Raw genomic sequence first — 19079 nt, 5'->3', positions numbered from 1 at the left:
AGTCATGAGATGCGGTGCGTCAAAAGCTCCTAAAGGAGCGTATCGGAGATGATGCGGGCCCCGTGCACCGGTCCGTGCACGGCCATGGCGTCGAGGCTGTGGTGGCGGAGCTCTTCGGCGAGTCCGGCGGCCGCGGCGGGGCTGTGCGCGAGGAACGCGACAGTGGGCCCGGAGCCGGAGACGATGCCTGCGATCGCGCCGCAGGCCTCGCCGCGGCCCAGGGTCTCGCGCAGGCCCGGGGCCAGTTCGATCGAGGCGCGTTGGAGGTCGTTGACCAGGACGCGGCTCAGGGCGTCGGCGTCGCCGCTGCGCAGGGCGGTGAGCACGCCTGGGTCGACGGCGTCGGGTTCGTCCACCGCCACGCCCTCGGCCGCGCGCAGGCGGTCCAGGGTGCGGTAGACCTCCGGGGTGGGCAGGCCGAAGTCCGCGGTGACCAGGACCCAGTCCGTCTGGGCCTTGACCAGCGCCGGTGAGAGCTCATCACCCATGCCCAGTCCGACGGCGGTGCCGCCCAGCAGCGCGAAGGGGACATCGGCGCCGAGCTCGGCGGCCAGGTGGGCCAGCTCATCGCGGGAGAGCCCGCTGTTCCACAACGCGTCGCAGGCCAGCAGGGTGGCGGCGGCGTCGGCCGACCCGCCGCCCATGCCGCCAGCGACGGGCACCCGTTTGGTGATCTCCAGGTGGACACCGGTGGAGCGTTCCGAGACGTCGGCCATGATGGCTGCGGCCTTGTACGCCAAGTTGCGGTGATCGAGCGGAATGTCCACGCCATCGAGGTCCACGGTGCTCGCATCGCTGATGCTGACGGTGATCTCGCCGGTATCGGTGCTGGTGGCGGCAATTTCCTCGTAGAGCGAGACAGCCAGGTAGACGCTGGCCACGGAGTGGTAGCCGTCCGGCCGCAGCGGTCCGACGTCCAGTGAGACGTTAACCTTGCCTGGAGCTTTCACCCGGACAGTCCTCGCGGCAAAGCGCCCTCTCACTGCGTTCATGGCTCCACGCTATGGCATCGCGGCCCGGGCTCCAAGCACGCACCGGCCCCCAGGGGAACGCAGGAGGAGCTCAGGAGTCCGGCTGCCCGTGGGCTTCGGCGATCCTGGCGAACGCCGCGATGTCGATCACTTCACCGCGTGCGGTGGGGTCGACGCCGGCGGCCCGCAGGCAGCGTTCGGCCTCGGCGGCACTGCCGGCCCAGCCGGCCAGCGCGGCCCGGAGCGTCTTGCGGCGCTGCGCGAAGGCGGCGTCTATCACGGCAAAGACCTGCTCCCGGGTGGCAGTCGTGACGGGCGGTTCCCGGCGCGTGAAGGCGACGAGCCCGGAATGGATCTTGGGCGCGGGCCAGAAGACGTTCATGCCGATCACGCCGGCCTTGCGCATGCTGCTGTACCAGGCGGCCTTGACTGATGGAACGCCGTAGGTCTTGGAGCCGGGCCCGGCCGCGAGCCGGTCTGCGACTTCATCCTGGACCATGACCAGGCCGTGCTGCAGGCTCGGGAAGTGCTGCAGCAGGTGCAGCACCACCGGAACGGCCACGTTGTAGGGAAGGTTCGCCACGAGCGCGGTCGGCTCGACGGGAAGCTCGGTGACCCGCATGGCGTCGGCCAGGACAAGGTGGAAATTCCCGACGGCGTTCGGCCGCCACGCGCCGACAGTGGCCGGCAGCCGCCCGGCGAGGACCGGATCGATTTCGACGGCGACCACGCTGCGGGCGGCGTCCAGCAGGCCAAGGGTCAGGGACCCGAGCCCGGGGCCGACTTCCAGGACGGTCTCATCGGCCCGGATGTCGGCGGTGTTCACGATCCGCCGGATGGTGTTGCCGTCGATGACAAAGTTCTGGCCGAGGGTCTTCGTGGGCCGCACGCCGATTTCCTCTGCCAGCCGGCGGATATCGGAGGCACCCATCAGCGGTGCGGGCGCCGCTCCGGGCAGGCTTTCGGGGGCGGAGGGGCTCGGTTCAGTCACCTAGGTATCCTATCCCGGCGCCGGTACGCCGCAGGCCGGGTCCGGAGGGAATCCGGACCCGGCCTGTGCTCTCCCCTGGCTGTGGTCGGCAGCCGAGGGAGTCGGGCGGTTCAGCAGCGGGCGGTCAGCCGCCGGCCTGGCCTGCTAGCTGGAGGCCGCCCAGCCGCAACCCCAGGGCTGCAGGCCGCGCTGCGCGTAGACGCGGTTGGCGATGTCGATCTGCTGGGCCTTGGTGGCCGCCGCGGCGTTCGGGGCGTAGGCGCCGCCGCCGGAGCCGAGCCAGGTCCTGACGTCGAACTGCAGGCCACCGTAGTAGCCGTTGCCGGAGTTGATGGACCAGTTGCCGCCGGACTCGCACTGGGCGATCTTGTCCCACATGCCCTGGTTCATCATGGCGGGGGCGGATGCGCCGGTGTTGGCGGCGGGCTTGGGCTTTTCCTTGGTGCCGACAGTCACCTTTTCGGTGACCGGCTGGGCGGTGACGGTCTCGGACACCAGGGTCCGGGAGGCTTCGCGGCCGTCCACGAGGACCAGCTTGAAGCTCTTGCTGGTGGTGCCGGCGACGCCGGCCTGGGTGACCTTCTTCTCCCCCTTGAACATGTCGGCACTCTCGGTGGTGAGCGTTTCGAAGGCGACCGGCTCGGTGGTCTTGGCGGTCTTGCTGACGTCGACGCGGGAGACCTTGATCACCATGTCGTTGACCACGGGGGCGTTCCCGGGCTGGGAGACGCGGTCGCTGGCCCCGAGCTTAAGCCCGGCATCCTCGAGCACCTTGGCCACTGTGGCCGCCGTCGTGGTGGTCGCCGCTGCCTTGCCGTCCGCAACGAGGCTGACCTTTTTCGGCGTCGAGATGGCGACGAAGGAACCGGAGACGGCGAGCTGGGCGTCCTTCGGCACGGAGACCTGCGAGGCGCTGGCCACGCCGAGTTCGGTCACGAGCCCTTCGACGGTGGGCGAGGTGGTGGAGATGGTCCGTTCGGCGCCGTCCAGGCTGACCTTGACGGCCTTGGCGAGGTTGACGTTGATGACTGACCCGTCCTGCACATGGGCGTCCGCCGAAGGCGACACCCTGTCAGATGGCTGCAGTTCAACCTTGGCACTCTTGATGACTTCCCCGACGGTTCCGCCGAAGGTCTGGACGGAGCTGACTTTGCCATCCACGTTGAGTGTGATCGTCTTGTTGTTGCCGACGAAGGCCACGAGACCCAGCACCAGTGCCACCAGCACCACGAGCTGCGTGCCGACCTTGACGAAGCTGAACTTGCCGTCCGATGTGAAGAACTTGACCACAATTGCCCGAATCTCTTGGACCTTCCGGGCACGGGGAAAAGTGCACGTGGCCATCCTCCGCGAGCGCGCCAACGGCGGCTCCAGACTGCGTCCGGAGCGTCACGGAACATGCGTGCACTGCCTCACTCAAAACGAGAGCGCGCATGTGGTTTGTTGGCCACAATGCACGCCCTGCTGGAGTGAAATTATCCGTAGGCCTTCCCCGACCCCGGCTAATAGTTGACCACTGTAATCTAAGCGTTATAAAGGAACCAAGAAATTGTGCATACCCGGTATCCATGCCGGGGAGCTGGATAAGGGCGGTTTCAGTCCCAGGATCCGTACGCCCGCACCGTATTTGCGGCGATCTGCGCGCACAGCCCGGACAGCTCCGACCCAGTCACATGGGCCATGGCCCGCACCGTATACGGCACCATGTAGCTCGCGTTCGGGCGGCCGCGATGCGGGTGCGGGGTGAGGAAGGGCGCGTCGGTCTCGACCAGGATCCGGCTCGGCTCCGCGATGGCCAGCGCTGCCCGCAGATCCGTCGCGTTCTTGAATGTCACGGTTCCGGCAAAGGACATATACCAGCCCTCCGCGTTGCAGGTCCGGGCGAGCGCCTCGCCGCCGGAGAAACAGTGGAAGACCACCCGCTCCGGGGCCCCCTCTTCGCGCAGGACCTGGACGACGTCGTCATGGGCGTCGCGGTCGTGGATTTGCAGCGTCAGCCCGAGCCGTTTGGCGATGTCGATATGGCGGCGGAACGAATAGCGCTGGTGGGCCAGCCCCTCCCCCTCGGTCCGGAAGAAGTCGAGGCCGGTCTCCCCGATTGCCCGGATCCTCGGATGGGCGGCGAGCGCCTCAATCTCGGCCAGGGCCTCCTCCAGGCCGCCGCGCCGGGCGTAGCCGGGGGCATCGTTGGGGTGGAGTGCAACAGCGCCCAGGAGCCGCGAATCGAGGTCGACCGCATTGACCGTAAACCGGGACGATTCGAGGTCGCAGCCCACCTGGACCGCACCTTGGACGCCCACCGCGGCGGCGGCGTCGAGGGCGTCCTTGACGCCCACCTCGAGTTCCGCGTCGGGAAAGTCCAGATGCGTGTGGTTATCCATGACCGGCACGGGGAGCGGTTCCGGTGCGGGCGGATACCCGCTGCGTCCGGTACCGTCGTTGCCAGGGGACCGGAACGGAACGGGGGTGAGGGGATTGAGCATCCATCCACCCTAACCGGAGGCCAGATTTCCCCGGAACTCTCTGTCAGGGCCGGCAGTTGTGTTAGTAGTCTGTTAATACTCTGTAATTTCCCCGTTAGGAAACAGGTGAACGCCACTGCGGGGCCCGGCCGCCGCGGGCGGCCAGATCCGGGACCCACCAGGGCTGAAAGGCTGCCGATGGACTACCACCGCACTTCCGTAGACGACATCCTCCCCCAAGGACAGAGCCTCCCGGGCCGCGCCTCCACGGACCCAAACCCAGCCGGACAGCGGCCCCCGCGGCATGAACTGCCGGCCATGGACGCCGACGCCTTCCACTCAGCCAGCACCCGGATCCTGACGGCGATCAATACGGTCATCGACGGCAAAGCCGAAGCGGCCAAACTGGCGCTCACCGTCCTCCTCGCCCAGGGCCATCTGCTCCTGGAAGACGTCCCGGGGGTGGGCAAGACGCTCCTGGCCAAGACGCTGGGCCGCACCATCGACTGTTCCGTCAGCCGGATCCAGTTCACCCCGGACCTGCTCCCGTCCGACGTCACGGGCGTGTCCATCTACAACCAGGCGACCCGGACCTTCGAGTTCCGGCACGGCGCGGTGTTCGCCAACATCGTCATCGGGGACGAAATCAACCGCGCCTCGGCCAAGACCCAGTCAGCCCTGCTGGAGTGCATGGAGGAGCACCAGGTCACGGTGGACGGCACGTCCTACCGGCTGGATGAACCCTTCATGGTGGTGGCGACGCAGAACCCCATTGAAATGGAGGGCACGTACCCGCTGCCGGAAGCGCAGCGGGACCGCTTCATGGCCCGGATTTCCATGGGCTACCCGGACCGCGAGTCCGAGATGGAGATGCTCGAAACCCACCAGGCCTCCTCTCCGCTGGCCCGCGTGACGGCAGTGGTCACCGCGGCGGAAGTGGCCGCCATGATTGCCACGGTGCAGCAGGTGTACGTGTCCCGGTCTATCAAGGAGTACACGGTGGCCGTGGGCCGGGCCACGCGGGAAAGCGGATATCTCCGGCTCGGCGCCAGTCCGCGGTCCATGCTGCAGCTCCTGCGTGCGGCGAAGGCCACCGCCGCGCTGGAGGGCCGGGACTTCGTGCTGCCGGACGACGTCGTCAGCGTCGCCGAAGCGGTGCTCGCCCACCGGATCATCCTCGACCGCAAGGCGGCCAGCGCGGGTGAGACGCCGCAAAGCGTCATCCGGGCCATTATCGCCAAGATTCCCGTCACCCCGGACGTGACGGCCTCACCCAACGGAACCGGCCGCCCGGCCCGGAAGGCCTCGGCCATGGCCGCCGCGCCGTCGCCCAAACTGCCCAATCCGCGCTAGGGAGTGGATCCGCCGTGGCATTGAGCGATCGGTTCCCCGGGCACTTCTTCAGCAGCCGCGGCTGGGGCCTGCTCGGCGCGGGTGCGGTGTCGCTGCTAGCCGCGCAGATCATGGGGCGCCGGGACCTGCTGGCACTGGCCGTCCTGCTGCTGGTGCTGCCGCTGCTGGCCCTGGCCGGAACCCGGGTCCTGAAGCCAAGGTTCCGGGTCTACCGCGAATTCAGCCCGTCGCCGGTTGAAACGTCTGCGCGTGCCACGGTACGGCTGGCCGTCGCGCGGACCGGGGCCGGTGCAGGCCACGCGGTCATGGAGGAACACCTGCCGGCCCGGTTCGGCGAATCGCCCGTCTTCCGGTTCCCGGCCCGTGCGGCCGCCGGCGGCACCAGCCGCTATGAGTACCACCTCCGCTCGGCCAGGCGCGGCCAGTTCCTGATCGGGCCCGTCACGGCGGAATTCAGCGATCCCTTCGGGCTCTCCTTCCACCGCCACGCGATTGACGACGGCGACCTCCTCACCGTGACGCCCGCCGCCATCGAGCTCCCGGAGACGGGGCTGGCCGGTGCCCGCGGACACGACGGTGTCACACCCACGCGGGCCCGCGCCAACCCCAGCGACGACGACGTCATGACCCGCGAATACCGCCACGGGGATCCGCTGCGCCGGGTGCACTGGGCCGCGACCGCCCGCCACGGGGCCCTCATGGTGCGGCAGGAGGAATCCGTCACCACCCCCGAGGCGACCATCATCCTGGACCAGCGGCTCTCGGCCTACCCCCACGGTGTGTTCGGCCACAGTGCCCATTCCTCCGGCGGCCACCCTGGGAGCGGGGAGGGGGACGGCCATGACCTGCTGACCTCTGATGCCTTCGAATGGGCTGTCACGGCGGCGATGTCGATCGGGGCGCACCTCGCGGAACGCAACTACTCGCTGCGGTTCCTGGACACCGCGGGTGCGCCCGCCTTCCGGAATTCGCCGTCCGCTCCCGACCCGGAAGCCGAGGAATATACCGGAACGGCCGGGCTGCAGTCCATCGCCGAAAGCCTGGCCGCCATCGAGCTTTCCGGCCCGCTCCACACGCACCCGCACCGTGACCGCACGGCGCCCCGCCCCCAGGCCCGCCCGCAGGAGGCCGCGGCGGGAACCAACACCGGATCCTCCGCGCCGGGCGGATTCCGGTCCGGGGCCGCGGCGGGCACCGGGAATGCCCCGCAGGCCTTCGACGACACCCTGATGGACAAACTCTCCGCCCACCGGCTGCGGGGACCGGTCCTGGCAGTCCTGGGCGGCCTGACCCCGGCCGAGGCCCGGGCGCTGTCCCCGGCCGCCGGGTTCGGCGCGAACGCCTTCGCGCTGCTGGTCACGGACCATGCACAGGATTCCGGCGAAATGCCCGAGGTGCTGGAGGCGCTGCGGCGGGGCGGATGGCGGGCCCTGGCGGTATCCGCCCAGAGCCCGCTGCCTGACGCCTGGGCAGCCTTCGACCGGGCAGATACGGCGATGTCCGCCGCGGCTGACGTCCGCCGCGGCGTGGGAGGCCGGCCATGACGCTCGCCCCGCAGCGCAGCCACGGATCCGGCACAGGCACGACCGGCACGGAAGAACCGACAGTCCTGCCCTCCGGCGCAGCGTCCCGGCCGGACACACGCGGCGCCCAGCCCTGGGTGATGGCGGCCGCCGTCGCGGTGGCCGTCGCGGGCGCGGCCCTCGGATTCAACGGCGTTCTGCGTGGGTGGGCCTGGTACTCCCCGGTATTCAGTACGGTCCTCTCCGTTGCGTTCTCCCTCGCGGTGCTCCGGTCCCTGCGTGCCCGGCCCTGGCTGGTGACCGTCGGCGGCCTGGGGACGCTGATCGTGGCCGTGACCTTCATTTTCTTCCGGCAGCACAGCATTGCGGGGTTCATCCCGTCCGCGGAGACCATGAACTACCTGGGGAAGTTCCTCCGGCGGGCCAGCGAGACGGTCCTGGCCGAGAGCACCCCGGTGGCCCCCAACGCCGGAATCGTCATGCTGATCTGCGCGGTCCTCGGGCTGCTGGTGATCCTGATCGATGCCCTGGCGTTCCCGCTGGCACTGCCGGCCACGAGCGGGATGGGGATCCTGGCAATCCTCGTGGTGCCGGCCATGGTCAAGCCGCAAAGCGTGGGGGTGCTGGGGTTCGTGGGCGCCGCCGTCGGGTACCTGTTGATCCTCGGGTGCAGCCATTGGTACACGCCGGATACCCGCACGCTGGCCGACACCGCCCGCAACCCCGGCCAGCTTCGGCGCGGCGCGGTCACTGCCGTCGCGGCGCTGACCCTCACGCTGGTGCTGCAGCTGGTCATCCCGGGTTTCGATCAGGGCACGTTCCCGCAGGGCTCGCGGCTGAACCCGTTCGGCGGCGCCACCGGCCTGAATCCGATGATCAGCCTGGGCAACAGCCTGCGCAGCCCTTCCGGCGAGGGCCGGATCACCTTCGCCACGAACGCGCCGACGACGCCGTACCTGCGCTCGGTGACGGTGGACAACTTTGACGGCGATTCCTGGTCACCCGATGACCGGGAGTCAAGCCGGCAACCGGGAACCGGCAGGATCGAGGCCGGGCATGAGGCCGCCCCGGCCGAGATCCGCGTGCTTACGGCTGTCAACACCGGCCAGTACACGAGCCCCTACCTGCCGGCACCGTATGCGCCGGAAGCTGTCAACGGCCTCTCGGGTCGCTGGAGCTGGGATCCTGCCACGCTGAGCATCAAGGGGGTGGACACAAATTCCCGCGACCAGCAATACGTGGTCTCGTCCGTCACTCCCCAGCTCACGGCAGCACTGCTGGCGGGTGCTTCCGGGCCGGTGCGCGGTGTCCCCGAGCAGTTCCTCCGGGAACCGTCGAATGTTCCGGAGGTTGTGCGCAGCACGGCCAACACGGTGACGGCGGGTGCCAACTCGCCGTATGCGCGGGCCATGGCCATCCAGAGGTACCTGCGCTCCACCGAGTTCAGCTACTCCCTGCAGTCCCCCGTGCAGGGCGGCTACGACGGCAACGGCCTGTCCGTGCTGGCGGACTTCCTGACCCAGAAGAGCGGCTACTGCATTCACTTCGCCTCCGCCATGGCCGTGATGGCCAGGCTGGAGGGCATTCCGAGCAGGATCGCCGTGGGCTACGCGCCGGGGCGCCCCACGGGGGCCACAGTGGCGGTCTCGGGCCAGGGTCCCCTTCCGGAATTCGAGGTCGATGCCCGGGACGCCCACGCCTGGCCGGAACTCTACTTCCAGGGCATCGGCTGGGTCGCGTTTGAGCCGACACCGTCCCGCGGCGTCGTTCCGGCGTACGCCACGGATGCCTCCGCGCCCAGTGGTGCCAGCACCAATGATCGCAACGACGCCCTGACCCCCGGGGACGGCTCCACCCAGGCACCGTTCCCCGTCCCCGTCCCGGTCCCAGTGCCGGGAGCGGGCACGGCGGCGCCCGGCGGGGCGCAGGCAGCACAGGTGCTGTACGGCGTTGCCGCGGTGCTGCTGCTGGCGCTGCTGGTGGCCTCCCCCCGGCTGGTGCGCAGCGGCGTGCGGCGGCGCAGGCTGAGGACCGCGGACCGCGGCTATCCCGGCGCCACGGGCGGGACGGCCCTGCCGGCCTGGGCGGAACTGCGGGATCTGGCCACGGACTACGGAATGGCGCCCGGAGCGAGCGAGACGCCGCGGCATTTCTCCGAGCGGTTGCGCGCCTCGGAGGCCATGGCGGAACCCGGCGTTGCGGACGGGCCCGGCCAGCGGGCCGCGGCCGCCCTGACCGAGGACTTTGAACGTGAGCAGTACGGCCGCCCGGGCGGCGCCGCCGGTCCGGCGCGGAACGCAGGCTCCGCAGACGCCGCAGACGCCGAGGGTCTTGCCGACTCCGCCGCGGCCAGGGTCGCCCTGGTGCAGGCCTCACTGCGCGCCAACGCGGGATTCCTGGTCCGGCTGCGCGCGGCCTGGCTGCCGCCGTCGGTCATGTCCGGCTGGCGACGGTCCCTGCAGCTGCCCCGCGGGATCCTCTCCCGGACAGCACAACGCACCCGGCGGGGGTTTGCGGGATCCTGGGGGAAGATCCGCAACTCCGTCCGCCGGGTGCGCCGCCGCTAGCGTGTGTGGCTAGCCTGCGTAGGGGTCGGCGATGCCGATGTACTGGGTGTAGAGGTATTCCTCGATGCCCTCGAGGCCGCCTTCGCGGCCCAGGCCGGACTGCTTGACGCCGCCGAACGGGGCGGCCGCGTTGGAGACCACGCCGGCGTTCAGGCCCAGCATGCCGGTTTCGAGCCGTTCGCCCATCCGGATGCCCCGGTTCAGGTCCCGGGTGAAGACGTACGCGACCAGGCCGTACTCGGTGTTGTTCGCGAGCCGGACGGCCTCGTCCTCGGTGTCGAAGGTGATGATCGGGGCGACGGGTCCGAAGATTTCCTCGGACAGGATCCGGCTGCCCTCGCTCACGCCGGTGAGGATCGTGGGCTTGTAGAAGTAGCCCGGGCCCTCGACGGCGGAGCCGCCGGTCACGGCGACCGCGCCGGAGTTCACGGCGTCGGTGACGAGTTCGTGGACCTTGTCCCGGCTCTTGGCATCGATCAGCGGGCCGACCTTGGACTCGGCCTCGGTGCCCCGGGCCGTGGTCATGTCCGCCATCTTCGCGGCGAACTTCTTCGCGAACTCGGCCGCGACGGACTCGTGCACGATGAACCGGTTCGCCGCGGTGCAGGCCTCGCCCATGTTCCGCAGCTTCGCCAGCATGGCCCCGGCGACGGCGGCGTCGATGTCGGCGTCCCCGAAGACCACGAACGGGGCGTTCCCGCCGAGTTCCATCGAGGTCCGCAGCACCGTCTCGGACGCATCGGCCAGCAGCCGGCGGCCGACCTCGGTGGAACCGGTGAAGGACAGCTTCCGCAGGCGCTGGTCCTTGATCAGCGGACCCGTGGTGGCGCCGGCGGTGGAGGTCGGGATGACGTTCAGGACACCGGCGGGCAGGCCGGCCTCGACCATCACGGCCGCGAACAGCTGGGAGGTCAGCGGGGTCAGGTTGGCGGACTTGAGCACCATCGTGCAGCCGGCCGCGACGGCCGGGGCGATCTTGCGGGTCGCCATCGCCAGGGGGAAGTTCCACGGCGTGATCAGCAGGCACGGGCCCACCGGCTTCTTGGTCACCAGCAGCCGGGACTTGCCGTCCGGGGAGACCGAGTAGCGGCCGAACGCACGGACGGCCTCCTCGGAGAACCAGCGCAGGAACTCGGCGCCGTAGGTGACCTCGCCACGGGCCTCGGCCAGCGGCTTGCCCATCTCCAGGGTCATCAACAGGGCGAAGTCTTCGGCCCGTTCGGTCACCAGCTCGAAGGCGCGGCGCAGGATCTCGCCGCGTTCCCGCGCCGGGACCTTGGCCCAGGACTCCTGCGCGGCCGCGGCGGCGTCCAAGGCCGCCTTGCCGTCCTCGGGACCTGCGTCGGCGATGCTGAGCAGGACCTTCCCGGTCGCGGGGTCCTCCACGTCGAAGGTCTTCCCGGACGCGGCCGGACGCCACTCGCCGTTGATCAGCAGGCCCGTCGGAACGGACGCCAGCAGGGCGCTCTCCCGCTCCGCGGAAACAATAGGCTGGGCAGTTACAGTCACAATGACTCCCTCGTCAGCAATTCGGTTCAACTAGTTTGGGCACAAGTCTTTTGAATTAGTTTTCGGTGTAGGCGCTCGTTCCCACAGGCAGGCACGGGCGTCTGGATTACTGCCACGGTACTGCCGCGCTCACTGGCAAGTCTATGCATCTGCGCACTACCCGATCCAGAATATGCTGTGCAGCTGCACAACCGATCTGCGTGAGCCCGGAGTCCGGTTCCAGCCGGCCGCTGAAGCCCGCCGACGCGTGGAAACCCGCCGCCCGGCACCCGCCACCTGAAACAGCGCCCGGCACCCGCCACCTGAAACGGCAGGCGGCTCAGCGCGCGGCGAGGACCGCGGCATACAGTTCGCGCTTGCTGACCTTCGCGTCATCGGCCACTGCGGCGACGGCCTCCTTCAGCCGGATGCCCTGGGCTATCAGCCCGTTGACGGCAGCCACGTGGTCCTCGGGACGGCCGGGTTCGCGTTCCGGAGCGCCGCCCACCACCACGGCAATTTCGCCGCGCACCTCGCTGGACTCGGCCCATTCGAGCAGTTCGCGCAGGGTCCCGCGGATGACCTCTTCATAGGTCTTGGTGAGTTCACGGCAGACGGCGGCCCGGCGGTCCGCGCCAAAGCTTTCGCGCAGGGCCCTGAGCATGGGTTCCAGCCGGTGCGGCGCCTCGAAGAACACCATGGTGCGCCGCTCGGCGTCGAGATCCGCCAGCCGCGAGGAGCGTTCCCCGGCCTTGCGCGGCAGGAAACCCTCGAAACAAAAGCGGTCCGTGGGCAGGCCCGACAGGGCCAGGGCGGTCAGCACGGCGGAGGGTCCCGGCGCCGCGGTGACGGTGAGGCCGGCCGCCACGGCGCCTTCGACCAGCCGGAACCCCGGATCAGAGACGGAGGGCATGCCGGCGTCGGTCACCATCACGAGGGTCTTTCCGGACCGGACCTGGTCCAGCAGGTCAGCTGTCTTGGCTGCCTCATTGTGCTCGTGATAGCTGATGATCCGGCCGGCCACGGTGACGCCGAGGCTCTGCACGAGGCGGTGCAGCCGCCGGGTGTCCTCCGCGGCGACGATGTCCGCCGTCGCGAGCAACTCCACCAGCCGCGCCGAGGCATCACCGGTATTCCCGATCGGCGTCGCCGCCAGGACGATCCTGCCTGGGCCGCCAGGGGCGGGAACGCCGGCGACGGCATCGCCGTCGAGGAGAGGATCGAGGGAAGGAAGGCGGGAGGTGCTGGGTTCGTGGTCCACAGGACCAGCCTACTGCCGCCGGGGCGGAGCCCTGCGAGCACAGCTGCGAACGGTAGCATGGGCAACGTGACCCAGACCCCCACGCGGCAGCCCGAGACCGGCCCTGATGCCTCGCCGACGTCAGGCCCTGGCCGTCCCCACGGCCGGGCCGGCGGCCAGGACCGGGGCCGCGTCAGCACCGGCCGCAACCTTGAAGGGCACCGCTGGATCGGCCGCCCCGCCGAGTCCAACACCCCGGAGGCCCTCAGGGAACGCCTGATCGGCGGCCTCCAGACCTGGCGGGACTACCCGGCGTCGCTTCGGCTCTGGTACTGGCTCATTCCCGTCCTGACCGCCGCGCTGGGCGGCGTGCTGCGGTTCGTCCGGCTGGACACGCCGCGCAACCTGGTCTTTGACGAAACGTACTATGTCAAAGACGCGTACTCCTTCCTGGTCAGCGGGTACGAGCGCAGTTGGCCGGACCGGGCGAACGACTCCTTCATCGCCGGCAACCCCGGCATGCTCCTGAACACGCCGGAGTACGTGGTCCACCCGCCGGTCGGCAAGTGGATGATCGCCGCGGGCATGTGGCTGTTCGGGGCGGACAACCCCTTCGGCTGGCGGTTCGGTGCGGCCCTGACGGGGACGCTGTCCATCCTCCTGCTGGCCCTGATCGCGCAAAAGCTCTTCCGCTCGCTCACCCTGGGTGCTGCGGCCGGCGTCCTGCTCGCCGTGGACGGCCACCACCTGGTCATGTCCCGGACCTCGCTGCTGGACATCTTCCTCATGTTCTGGATCCTCGCCGCGTTCGGGGCCCTGCTGATGGACCGCGACGACGGCCGGAGGCGGCTGGCAGCCCGGCTCGGCCGGCAGGCCGCGGCCTCCGCCACGGGGCGGCCCTCGGCGCTGCAGCTCACCTCCGGGCCCTGGCTCGGCATCCGGTGGTGGCGCCTCGCGGCGGGCGTCTGCCTGGGCCTGGCGGTCGGCACGAAATGGTCCGCCCTGTTCTTTCTGGCCGGATTCGGCCTGCTGACCGTCTTCTGGGACCTCAGTGCACGGCGCATAGCCGGAGTGCACGCCTGGATCAGCGGCGGCATCCTCAAGGACGGCGTCCCTGCGTTCCTCAGCATCGTTCCGGTGGCCGCACTGGTCTACGGCGCCACATGGACCGGCTGGTTCCGTTCCACGGACGCCTACTTCAGGCACTGGGCCGAGACCAACCCCTCGGCCGAGTGGGGCTGGCTGCCGAACGCCGTCCGTTCCCTGGCGCATTACCACCTGGAGGCCTACAAGTTCCACCAGGGCCTCAGTGCCGACCACCCCTACGAGGCCAGCGCCTGGAGCTGGCTGGTCATGGGCCGGCCCACGTCCTTCTTCTACGAATCCCCCGGGCAGGGCACGCCGGGGTGCGAACTGACGAACTGCACCACCGCCATCCTCTCCGTCGGCAACCCGCTGATCTGGTGGAGCGCGGCCGTGAGCCTGGGCGTCCTGCTGTTCTGGTGGGCGGGCCGCCGCGACTGGCGCGCCGGCGCCGTCCTGGCCGGAGTGGCCGCAGGGTATCTCCCCTGGTTCCTGTACCCGGAGCGCACCACCTTCTTCTTCTACGCCGTGTCCTTTGAACCGTTCCTGGTGCTGGCGCTCGTCTATTGCCTGGGGCTGGTGCTCGGCCAGCGCGGCGATCCCCTCTGGCGCCGGCGGTCCGGGTTCTACCTGGTGGCGCTGTTCGTGGTGGCGGCCGTGCTGGTGTCCGCGTTCTTCTACCCGGTCTGGACGGCCGAGGTGATCCCGTACCAGGACTGGCGTATCCGGATGTGGATGCCGTCCTGGATCTAGGGCAGGATTGCAGGGGAATGTCCGCCGACCTCCGGGCGGACCAGGAAATGGAGACTCGGCTGTGAGAGAAGCAAGCACCGGACTGCTCGTGGAGCTGGACCCGGAGAGCAACGTGACCGACCTGCTCCTGGAGCAGCACGCGAAGGATCCCGTGCACGCCCTCTACTCCCGCAAGGGCCCCGGCGGCTGGACCGATGTCTCCGTCCAACACTTCCTGGAGCAGGTCACGGCCCTGGCCAAGGGCCTGATCGCCGGCGGACTCACGCCGGGCGAAACCGTCGCGGTCATGTCCGCCACCCGGTACGAGTGGACGGTGGTGGACTTTGCCATCTGGTTCGCCGGCGGCGTCACCGTCCCGATCTACGAGACCTCCTCCGCGGCCCAGGTCGAGTGGATTCTCCATGATTCGGGGGCCCGGCGGGTGTTTGTCGAGGACCACGCCAGGGCCGCCCTCGTCCAGGGCGTCCTGGACGCCTCCACCGTCCTCGGCGACCGGCTTGTCGCCGTCGTGCGGATGGAGCACGACGGCGCCGCACCGAACCTGGCGAGCCTGGCCGCGGCCGGCGCCGGGGTGACGGACGCCGAGCTGGAACGCCACCGCACCGCCGCCTCCCTGGCGGATGTTGCGTCGCTGGTCTACACCTCGGGCACCACCGGCAAGCCCAAGGGCTGCGAGATCACCCACGCCAACTTTGCCCTGGTGGCCAAGAACATCGTCCTGTTCCTGCCTGAACTCCTCATGCAGCCGCGTTCCCGGACGCTGATGTTCCTGCCCCTGGCACACGTCCTGGCCCGGGCGGTGCAGGTGGTCTGCCTGAGCGCCGGATCCACCCTCGGCCACACTGCCAGCGCCAAGGAGCTGCTGGAAGACCTGGCCAGCTTCAAACCCACCTTCCTGCTGGTGGTCCCGCGGATCTTCGAAAAGGTCTACGCCGGAGCCGAGCAGAAGGCTGCCGCCGCCGGCAAGGACCGGGTATTCACGGCCGCAGCGGCGGCCGCGATCGACTACTCCAAGGCCCTCGACGCCGCCGCCCGGGGCAACGGCACGGGCCCAGGGCTGCTCCTGCGTGCCCGGCACGCAGTCTTCGACCGGCTCCTGTACCCCCGGCTCCGGCAGGCCTTCGGCGGCCAGCTGCGGTACACGGTCTCCGGCGCCAGCCCGCTGAGCTCCAACGACGCCCATTTTTTCCGCGGCGCGGGCATCCCCGTCCTGGAAGGCTACGGCCTGACCGAAACCACGGCGCCCTGCACGGCCAACACCCCGGCACGGACCAAGGTGGGCACAGTCGGCATCCCGGTGCCGGGCACCACGGTCCGGGTGGCCGACGACGGCGAGATCCTGGTCAAGGGCATCGGAGTCTTCAAGGGCTACCACGCCAACGAGGCCGCCAACGCTGAGGCGTTCGTGGACGGTTTCTTCCGGACCGGTGACCTCGGCTCCCTCGACGAGGACGGATTCCTGACCATCACGGGCCGGAAGAAGGACCTGCTGGTCACGGCCGGCGGCAAGAATGTCGCCCCGGGCCCGCTCGAGGAGAAGATCCGGGAGCACCAGCTGGTCGGCCAGGCCGTGGTGGTTGGCGACGGCCGGCCCTTCGTCTCGGCACTGGTCAACCTGGACACGGAAGGACTGCGCAACTGGTGCACGGCCCGGAAGGTGCCCGTCATGGCGCCGGCCGAAGCCGCCGCGGACCAGACGGTCCGGGCCGCAATCCAGGAAGCCATCGATGCGGCGAACCTCACGGTCTCCAAGGCCGAGTCCATCCGCAGCTTCGTCATCCTGGACGCCGACTTCACCGTGGAATCAGGGCACCTGACCCCCTCGCTCAAACTCAAGCGGGCCGCCGTCGTGCGGGACTACGAACAGCACATCAACCGCATCTACGGCTGACCTGGCAACTGGCCCGTCGTCAGACGGTGTGCCGGGTGCGCGCCCCGCCCTCTGCGTCGCTGCCGGCTGTTCCGTCCGCCGCGGGCGCAGCCTCGGCGGTGGCGTCAGTGCCGGCGCCTGCATCAGGGTCCGTGCCCTTGGCCGTGCTGGCAGCCTTCTTGCCAAGGCCGCGGCGCCGGCGCGTGGGCCAGGTCAGGACAAGGGTGACCAGGGCCGCAAGCAGCACGAGGCTCCCGATCGCAATCCCGGCGTCCATCCAGAACTGGCCCGGGAAAAGCCGGATCAGGGTGTCCTGAAGCGTAAAGGTCCAGGTCCCGTTGGCGAAGAAAATACGGTGGAAATCGGTGAAGAACTGCTCCCAGCCGAGCACGGCGAGGGTCCCGAGGCCGATGATGAGCGCAAGGGTGACGAGCGAGCCGGCGAACAGGCCGCGGCGGACTCCCCCGCTGTGGCGCCGCTTGAGGTAGATCACGGCAGCCAGGCCCAGCAGGATCAGCAGGGTACCGGCGCCGAAAGTGGACAGGATCACGGCCTTGACGTCGGCCATGTGGCTGACTTCGCCGTCCTTGAACAGCCGCTCCCCGCTTTGGTCCACAAGGTCGCCGAGGTAGCGGGGGCCAGACCAGTTGCTGAGGTAGTCCACCGCGTAGGAACCGTAGGTCATGCGGTCATCGGCGCTGAAGCCGTAGCCGTCACCGGGGAAGCCCGGACGGTTGTATTCCACCCAGAGGAACAGCGGGCTGGTCACGGCGCGGACGGCGAGCACCAGCAGGATGACCGGGTAGAACACGGCGAGCAGCACCTGAAGCACCCGCGGGAGGACGGGCTTGGCCTTGGCCGCCTGCTCGCGTTCGGCAGTCCGGCGTTCGGCGTTGCGGCGTTCGACTTCGTCCTCGGCGGCGGAGTCCGGACGTGCGCCGGCTGATGCACCGGCTCCTGCCCCGCGCTCGTCGTCATCCGTGAGGGAATCCGAGGGGACAGCATCCGGCTGGGCAGCATTCGACGGGGCGGCATTCGTCTGGCCACCGTTCGTCTGGCCTGTGGCGGCGGCCTCGGCCGCCTTGCGGTCGGCACGGCTCTCCGGCTGGCCGGCGGTGGTCGCTTCCGACGGCGCTGCCGTGCCCGCTGGTGCAGCTGAACCTGCCGGGCCGGCTGCCGGGCCCGCTGCTGCGGCTGAACCTGCCGGACTGCCGGCCGTGGGCTTGCCGGCGGAGGCCGGCTTCATCCAGTCGAACGCCGGCTCGTCGGTGTCGTCCGACGGGTCCAGGTGCGGATCCGGACGGTCGGGAGGGGTGGGACTCTTGTCAGTCACGTGGAGCTTCGCTTCCGTAGGCTTCTGCGCTGCCCGGCCTGCGCCCGGCTGCGCAACTTATCTGGCTCTGAGCCTACCGTCAGAGGATTGGGCTCAGCGAGGTGCCACCCCGTCAGTTGGCGTATTGGGCCCAAGGGATGTTCCAGTCCCCGAAACCGTCATCGAAGTTGGCGTACTCCCCCTCGGTGTTCACCACCTGGACGACGTCGCCGGTGGTCATATTGTCAAAGACCCACTTCGCGCCGTCCGGGCCCAGGCCGATGCAGCCGTGGGAAAGGTTCAACTTGCCGATGTAGGGCATCGCGGACTCCGTGGCCTGGTGGATGAATTCCCCGCTGGGCGTCAGGCGTGTGGCGTAGTTGACGTCAAGCTGTCCGTAGTAGGCCGGGTCCCCCGGCTTGAGCCCGATCGTGGAGGCATCCATGTGCTCCACACGGTGCTTCTCCATGAACACCAGGAAGCCCCGTGCCGACGGGAACCGGGTGTCGCCCATGGTCGCCGGCCAACGCCCGGCCGGCTTGTCGTTGACGCTGACCGAGAACGTATGGGCCTTGGCGTCGGCAACGGCCACCTTCTTGTCCCCGATGTGGACCGTTACCGTCTTGTTGAAGTTGCCGACCTGCCCGTTGCCGAGCTCGACGCCGAACAGCTTCATATCCATGGTGATGGTGCTGTTCGCGGCCCAGAAGGCCTCTGGCCGGTACCTGACAGTGTTGTTGTTGAACCAGTGGAAATCACCCACCTGGCCGGACGTCGAGGTGATCTTGATGGCCTTTTCGACGGCGTTCCGGTTCAGGACCGGCTCGCTGAAGGTGATCTGCAGGGGCTGGGCCACACCCACCTTCATCCCGTCCAGGGGGTAAATGGCGGCGTCGGCCTCGTTGGCGGTGGAGACGGTGGTGAACGCGCGCGTGCTGTGGGTCTCGCGTCCCGCGTCGTCCACCACGGAGTAGGTGAAGTTGTACCGCGTGTTGAACGTCAGGTGGCCGGAAGACGTCCAGGCGGACCCGTCCGGCCCCAAGGTGCCGTCGACGGTGTCGCCGCCGTCGCTCGTCAGGGCCACCCGGTCAATCCGGCCGTTCGTGACCTTGAGGGAAACCGGCGCCGCAGGGTTGACTTGCTTGGCGCCGTCGGTGGGCGTGACGGCCAGTTCCGCGGGCGCCACCACCGGGACGGCGAGTCCCGGCGTCGTCCGGGCCGGGGACCCGGCCTCAGAGGAAATCCCGGACTGGGCCAGCCCCGGAGCCGCCGCGGCGAAGGCTCCGCCGCCGGCTGCCAGGGCGCAGAGCACCCCCAGCAGGGCGATCTTTCGGCCGGTGCTCCAGGTCTTCAGGGCCATCACAGGACCCGGGCGTTTCCACACGTCATCTTGCCAGCATAAGCGAATTACCTTGGAACCCCGGCCAGATTCGACCACGATCCGGTTACAAAAGTGCCCCCAAAAC

Annotated in this window: 13 protein-coding genes; 5 read left to right on the top strand and 8 right to left on the bottom strand. The window is 69.4% G+C overall.

All coding sequences use genetic code 11. The features are described from left to right. Positions 1-29 precede the first annotated feature (29 nt). The 4 genes from ABH915_RS06960 to ABH915_RS06945 all read right to left on the bottom strand — a co-directional run bounded on the left by ABH915_RS06960 (position 30) and on the right by ABH915_RS06945 (position 4445). Positions 30-992 carry a 4-(cytidine 5'-diphospho)-2-C-methyl-D-erythritol kinase gene (locus ABH915_RS06960; RefSeq protein ID WP_370119296.1) on the bottom strand — a complete coding sequence of 321 codons (963 nt, stop codon included), beginning with the start codon at positions 990-992 and terminating at the stop codon, positions 30-32. Between the two features lie 70 nt (positions 993-1062). Further along, entirely contained in the window at positions 1063-1902 is an 840-nt protein-coding gene (gene rsmA, locus ABH915_RS06955) for a 16S rRNA (adenine(1518)-N(6)/adenine(1519)-N(6))-dimethyltransferase RsmA (protein ID WP_370124957.1), read from the bottom strand. Between the two features lie 204 nt (positions 1903-2106). Continuing rightward, entirely contained in the window at positions 2107-3252 is a 1146-nt protein-coding gene (locus tag ABH915_RS06950; protein WP_370119293.1) for a ubiquitin-like domain-containing protein, read from the bottom strand. A 305-nt stretch (positions 3253-3557) separates the two neighbouring features. Then, positions 3558-4445, bottom strand: a complete 888-nt coding sequence (locus tag ABH915_RS06945) for a TatD family hydrolase (RefSeq protein ID WP_370119291.1) — start codon at positions 4443-4445, stop codon at positions 3558-3560. Between the two features lie 177 nt (positions 4446-4622). Here ABH915_RS06945 and ABH915_RS06940 point away from each other — a divergent pair, with 177 nt between their 5' ends. The 3 genes from ABH915_RS06940 to ABH915_RS06930 are packed head-to-tail and all read left to right on the top strand — an operon-like array spanning position 4623 to position 9867. Further along, positions 4623-5777 (top strand): AAA family ATPase, encoded by a 1155-nt coding sequence (locus ABH915_RS06940; RefSeq protein WP_370119288.1) that lies wholly within the window; start codon positions 4623-4625, stop codon positions 5775-5777. A gap of 14 nt (positions 5778-5791) precedes the next feature. Further along, complete coding sequence (locus tag ABH915_RS06935; protein ID WP_370119285.1) at positions 5792-7321, top strand: DUF58 domain-containing protein; 1530 nt, start codon at positions 5792-5794, stop codon at positions 7319-7321. Beyond that, the gene (locus ABH915_RS06930) at positions 7318-9867 is read left to right on the top strand and encodes a DUF3488 and DUF4129 domain-containing transglutaminase family protein (RefSeq protein ID WP_370119282.1); all 2550 of its coding nucleotides are present in this window, start codon (positions 7318-7320) and stop codon (positions 9865-9867) included. Before ABH915_RS06935 ends, ABH915_RS06930 begins: the two co-directional genes overlap by 4 nt. Before the next feature lie 9 nt (positions 9868-9876). Here the strand turns inward: ABH915_RS06930 and ABH915_RS06925 are convergent, their stop codons facing one another. Both ABH915_RS06925 and rsmI read right to left on the bottom strand, forming a co-directional pair. After that, positions 9877-11376: an NAD-dependent succinate-semialdehyde dehydrogenase gene (locus ABH915_RS06925; RefSeq protein ID WP_370119275.1), complete on the bottom strand. Its 1500-nt coding sequence runs from the start codon at positions 11374-11376 to the stop codon at positions 9877-9879. A gap of 319 nt (positions 11377-11695) precedes the next feature. Further along, positions 11696-12517, bottom strand: a complete 822-nt coding sequence (rsmI, locus tag ABH915_RS06920; protein WP_370124956.1) for a 16S rRNA (cytidine(1402)-2'-O)-methyltransferase — start codon at positions 12515-12517, stop codon at positions 11696-11698. A 156-nt stretch (positions 12518-12673) separates the two neighbouring features. Here rsmI and ABH915_RS06915 point away from each other — a divergent pair, with 156 nt between their 5' ends. Both ABH915_RS06915 and ABH915_RS06910 read left to right on the top strand, forming a co-directional pair. Next, on the top strand, positions 12674-14431 hold the full coding sequence (locus ABH915_RS06915) for a dolichyl-phosphate-mannose--protein mannosyltransferase (protein ID WP_370119272.1): 1758 nt from the start codon (positions 12674-12676) through the stop codon (positions 14429-14431). A 61-nt stretch (positions 14432-14492) separates the two neighbouring features. Continuing rightward, positions 14493-16322, top strand: a complete 1830-nt coding sequence (locus ABH915_RS06910; protein WP_370119270.1) for a long-chain fatty acid--CoA ligase — start codon at positions 14493-14495, stop codon at positions 16320-16322. Positions 16323-16341: 19 nt separating this feature from the next. Here the strand turns inward: ABH915_RS06910 and ABH915_RS06905 are convergent, their stop codons facing one another. Continuing rightward, positions 16342-17634: a TIGR01906 family membrane protein gene (locus ABH915_RS06905; protein WP_370119268.1), complete on the bottom strand. Its 1293-nt coding sequence runs from the start codon at positions 17632-17634 to the stop codon at positions 16342-16344. A gap of 112 nt (positions 17635-17746) precedes the next feature. Then, positions 17747-18973: an Ig-like domain-containing protein gene (locus ABH915_RS06900; protein ID WP_370119265.1), complete on the bottom strand. Its 1227-nt coding sequence runs from the start codon at positions 18971-18973 to the stop codon at positions 17747-17749. Positions 18974-19079: the final 106 nt, after the last annotated feature.

Origin of the sequence: Arthrobacter sp. MW3 TE3886, from assembly GCF_041262145.1 — a bacterium.
Taxonomy (GTDB): domain Bacteria; phylum Actinomycetota; class Actinomycetes; order Actinomycetales; family Micrococcaceae; genus Arthrobacter.
Note: the sequence above shows the minus strand (reverse complement) of the source record. Positions and strands in the feature narration are given on the sequence as shown.

Coding starts and splice junctions, on each gene's coding strand:
- ABH915_RS06960 (WP_370119296.1), bottom strand. CDS start 992: ATGAACGCAGTGAGAGGGCGCTTTGCCGCGAGGACTGTCCGGGTGAAA.
- rsmA (WP_370124957.1), bottom strand. CDS start 1,902: ATGGGTGCCTCCGATATCCGCCGGCTGGCAGAGGAAATCGGCGTGCGG.
- ABH915_RS06945 (WP_370119291.1), bottom strand. CDS start 4,445: ATGCTCAATCCCCTCACCCCCGTTCCGTTCCGGTCCCCTGGCAACGAC.
- ABH915_RS06940 (WP_370119288.1), top strand. CDS start 4,623: ATGGACTACCACCGCACTTCCGTAGACGACATCCTCCCCCAAGGACAG.
- ABH915_RS06930 (WP_370119282.1), top strand. CDS start 7,318: ATGACGCTCGCCCCGCAGCGCAGCCACGGATCCGGCACAGGCACGACC.
- ABH915_RS06915 (WP_370119272.1), top strand. CDS start 12,674: ATGGGCAACGTGACCCAGACCCCCACGCGGCAGCCCGAGACCGGCCCT.
- ABH915_RS06900 (WP_370119265.1), bottom strand. CDS start 18,973: ATGGCCCTGAAGACCTGGAGCACCGGCCGAAAGATCGCCCTGCTGGGG.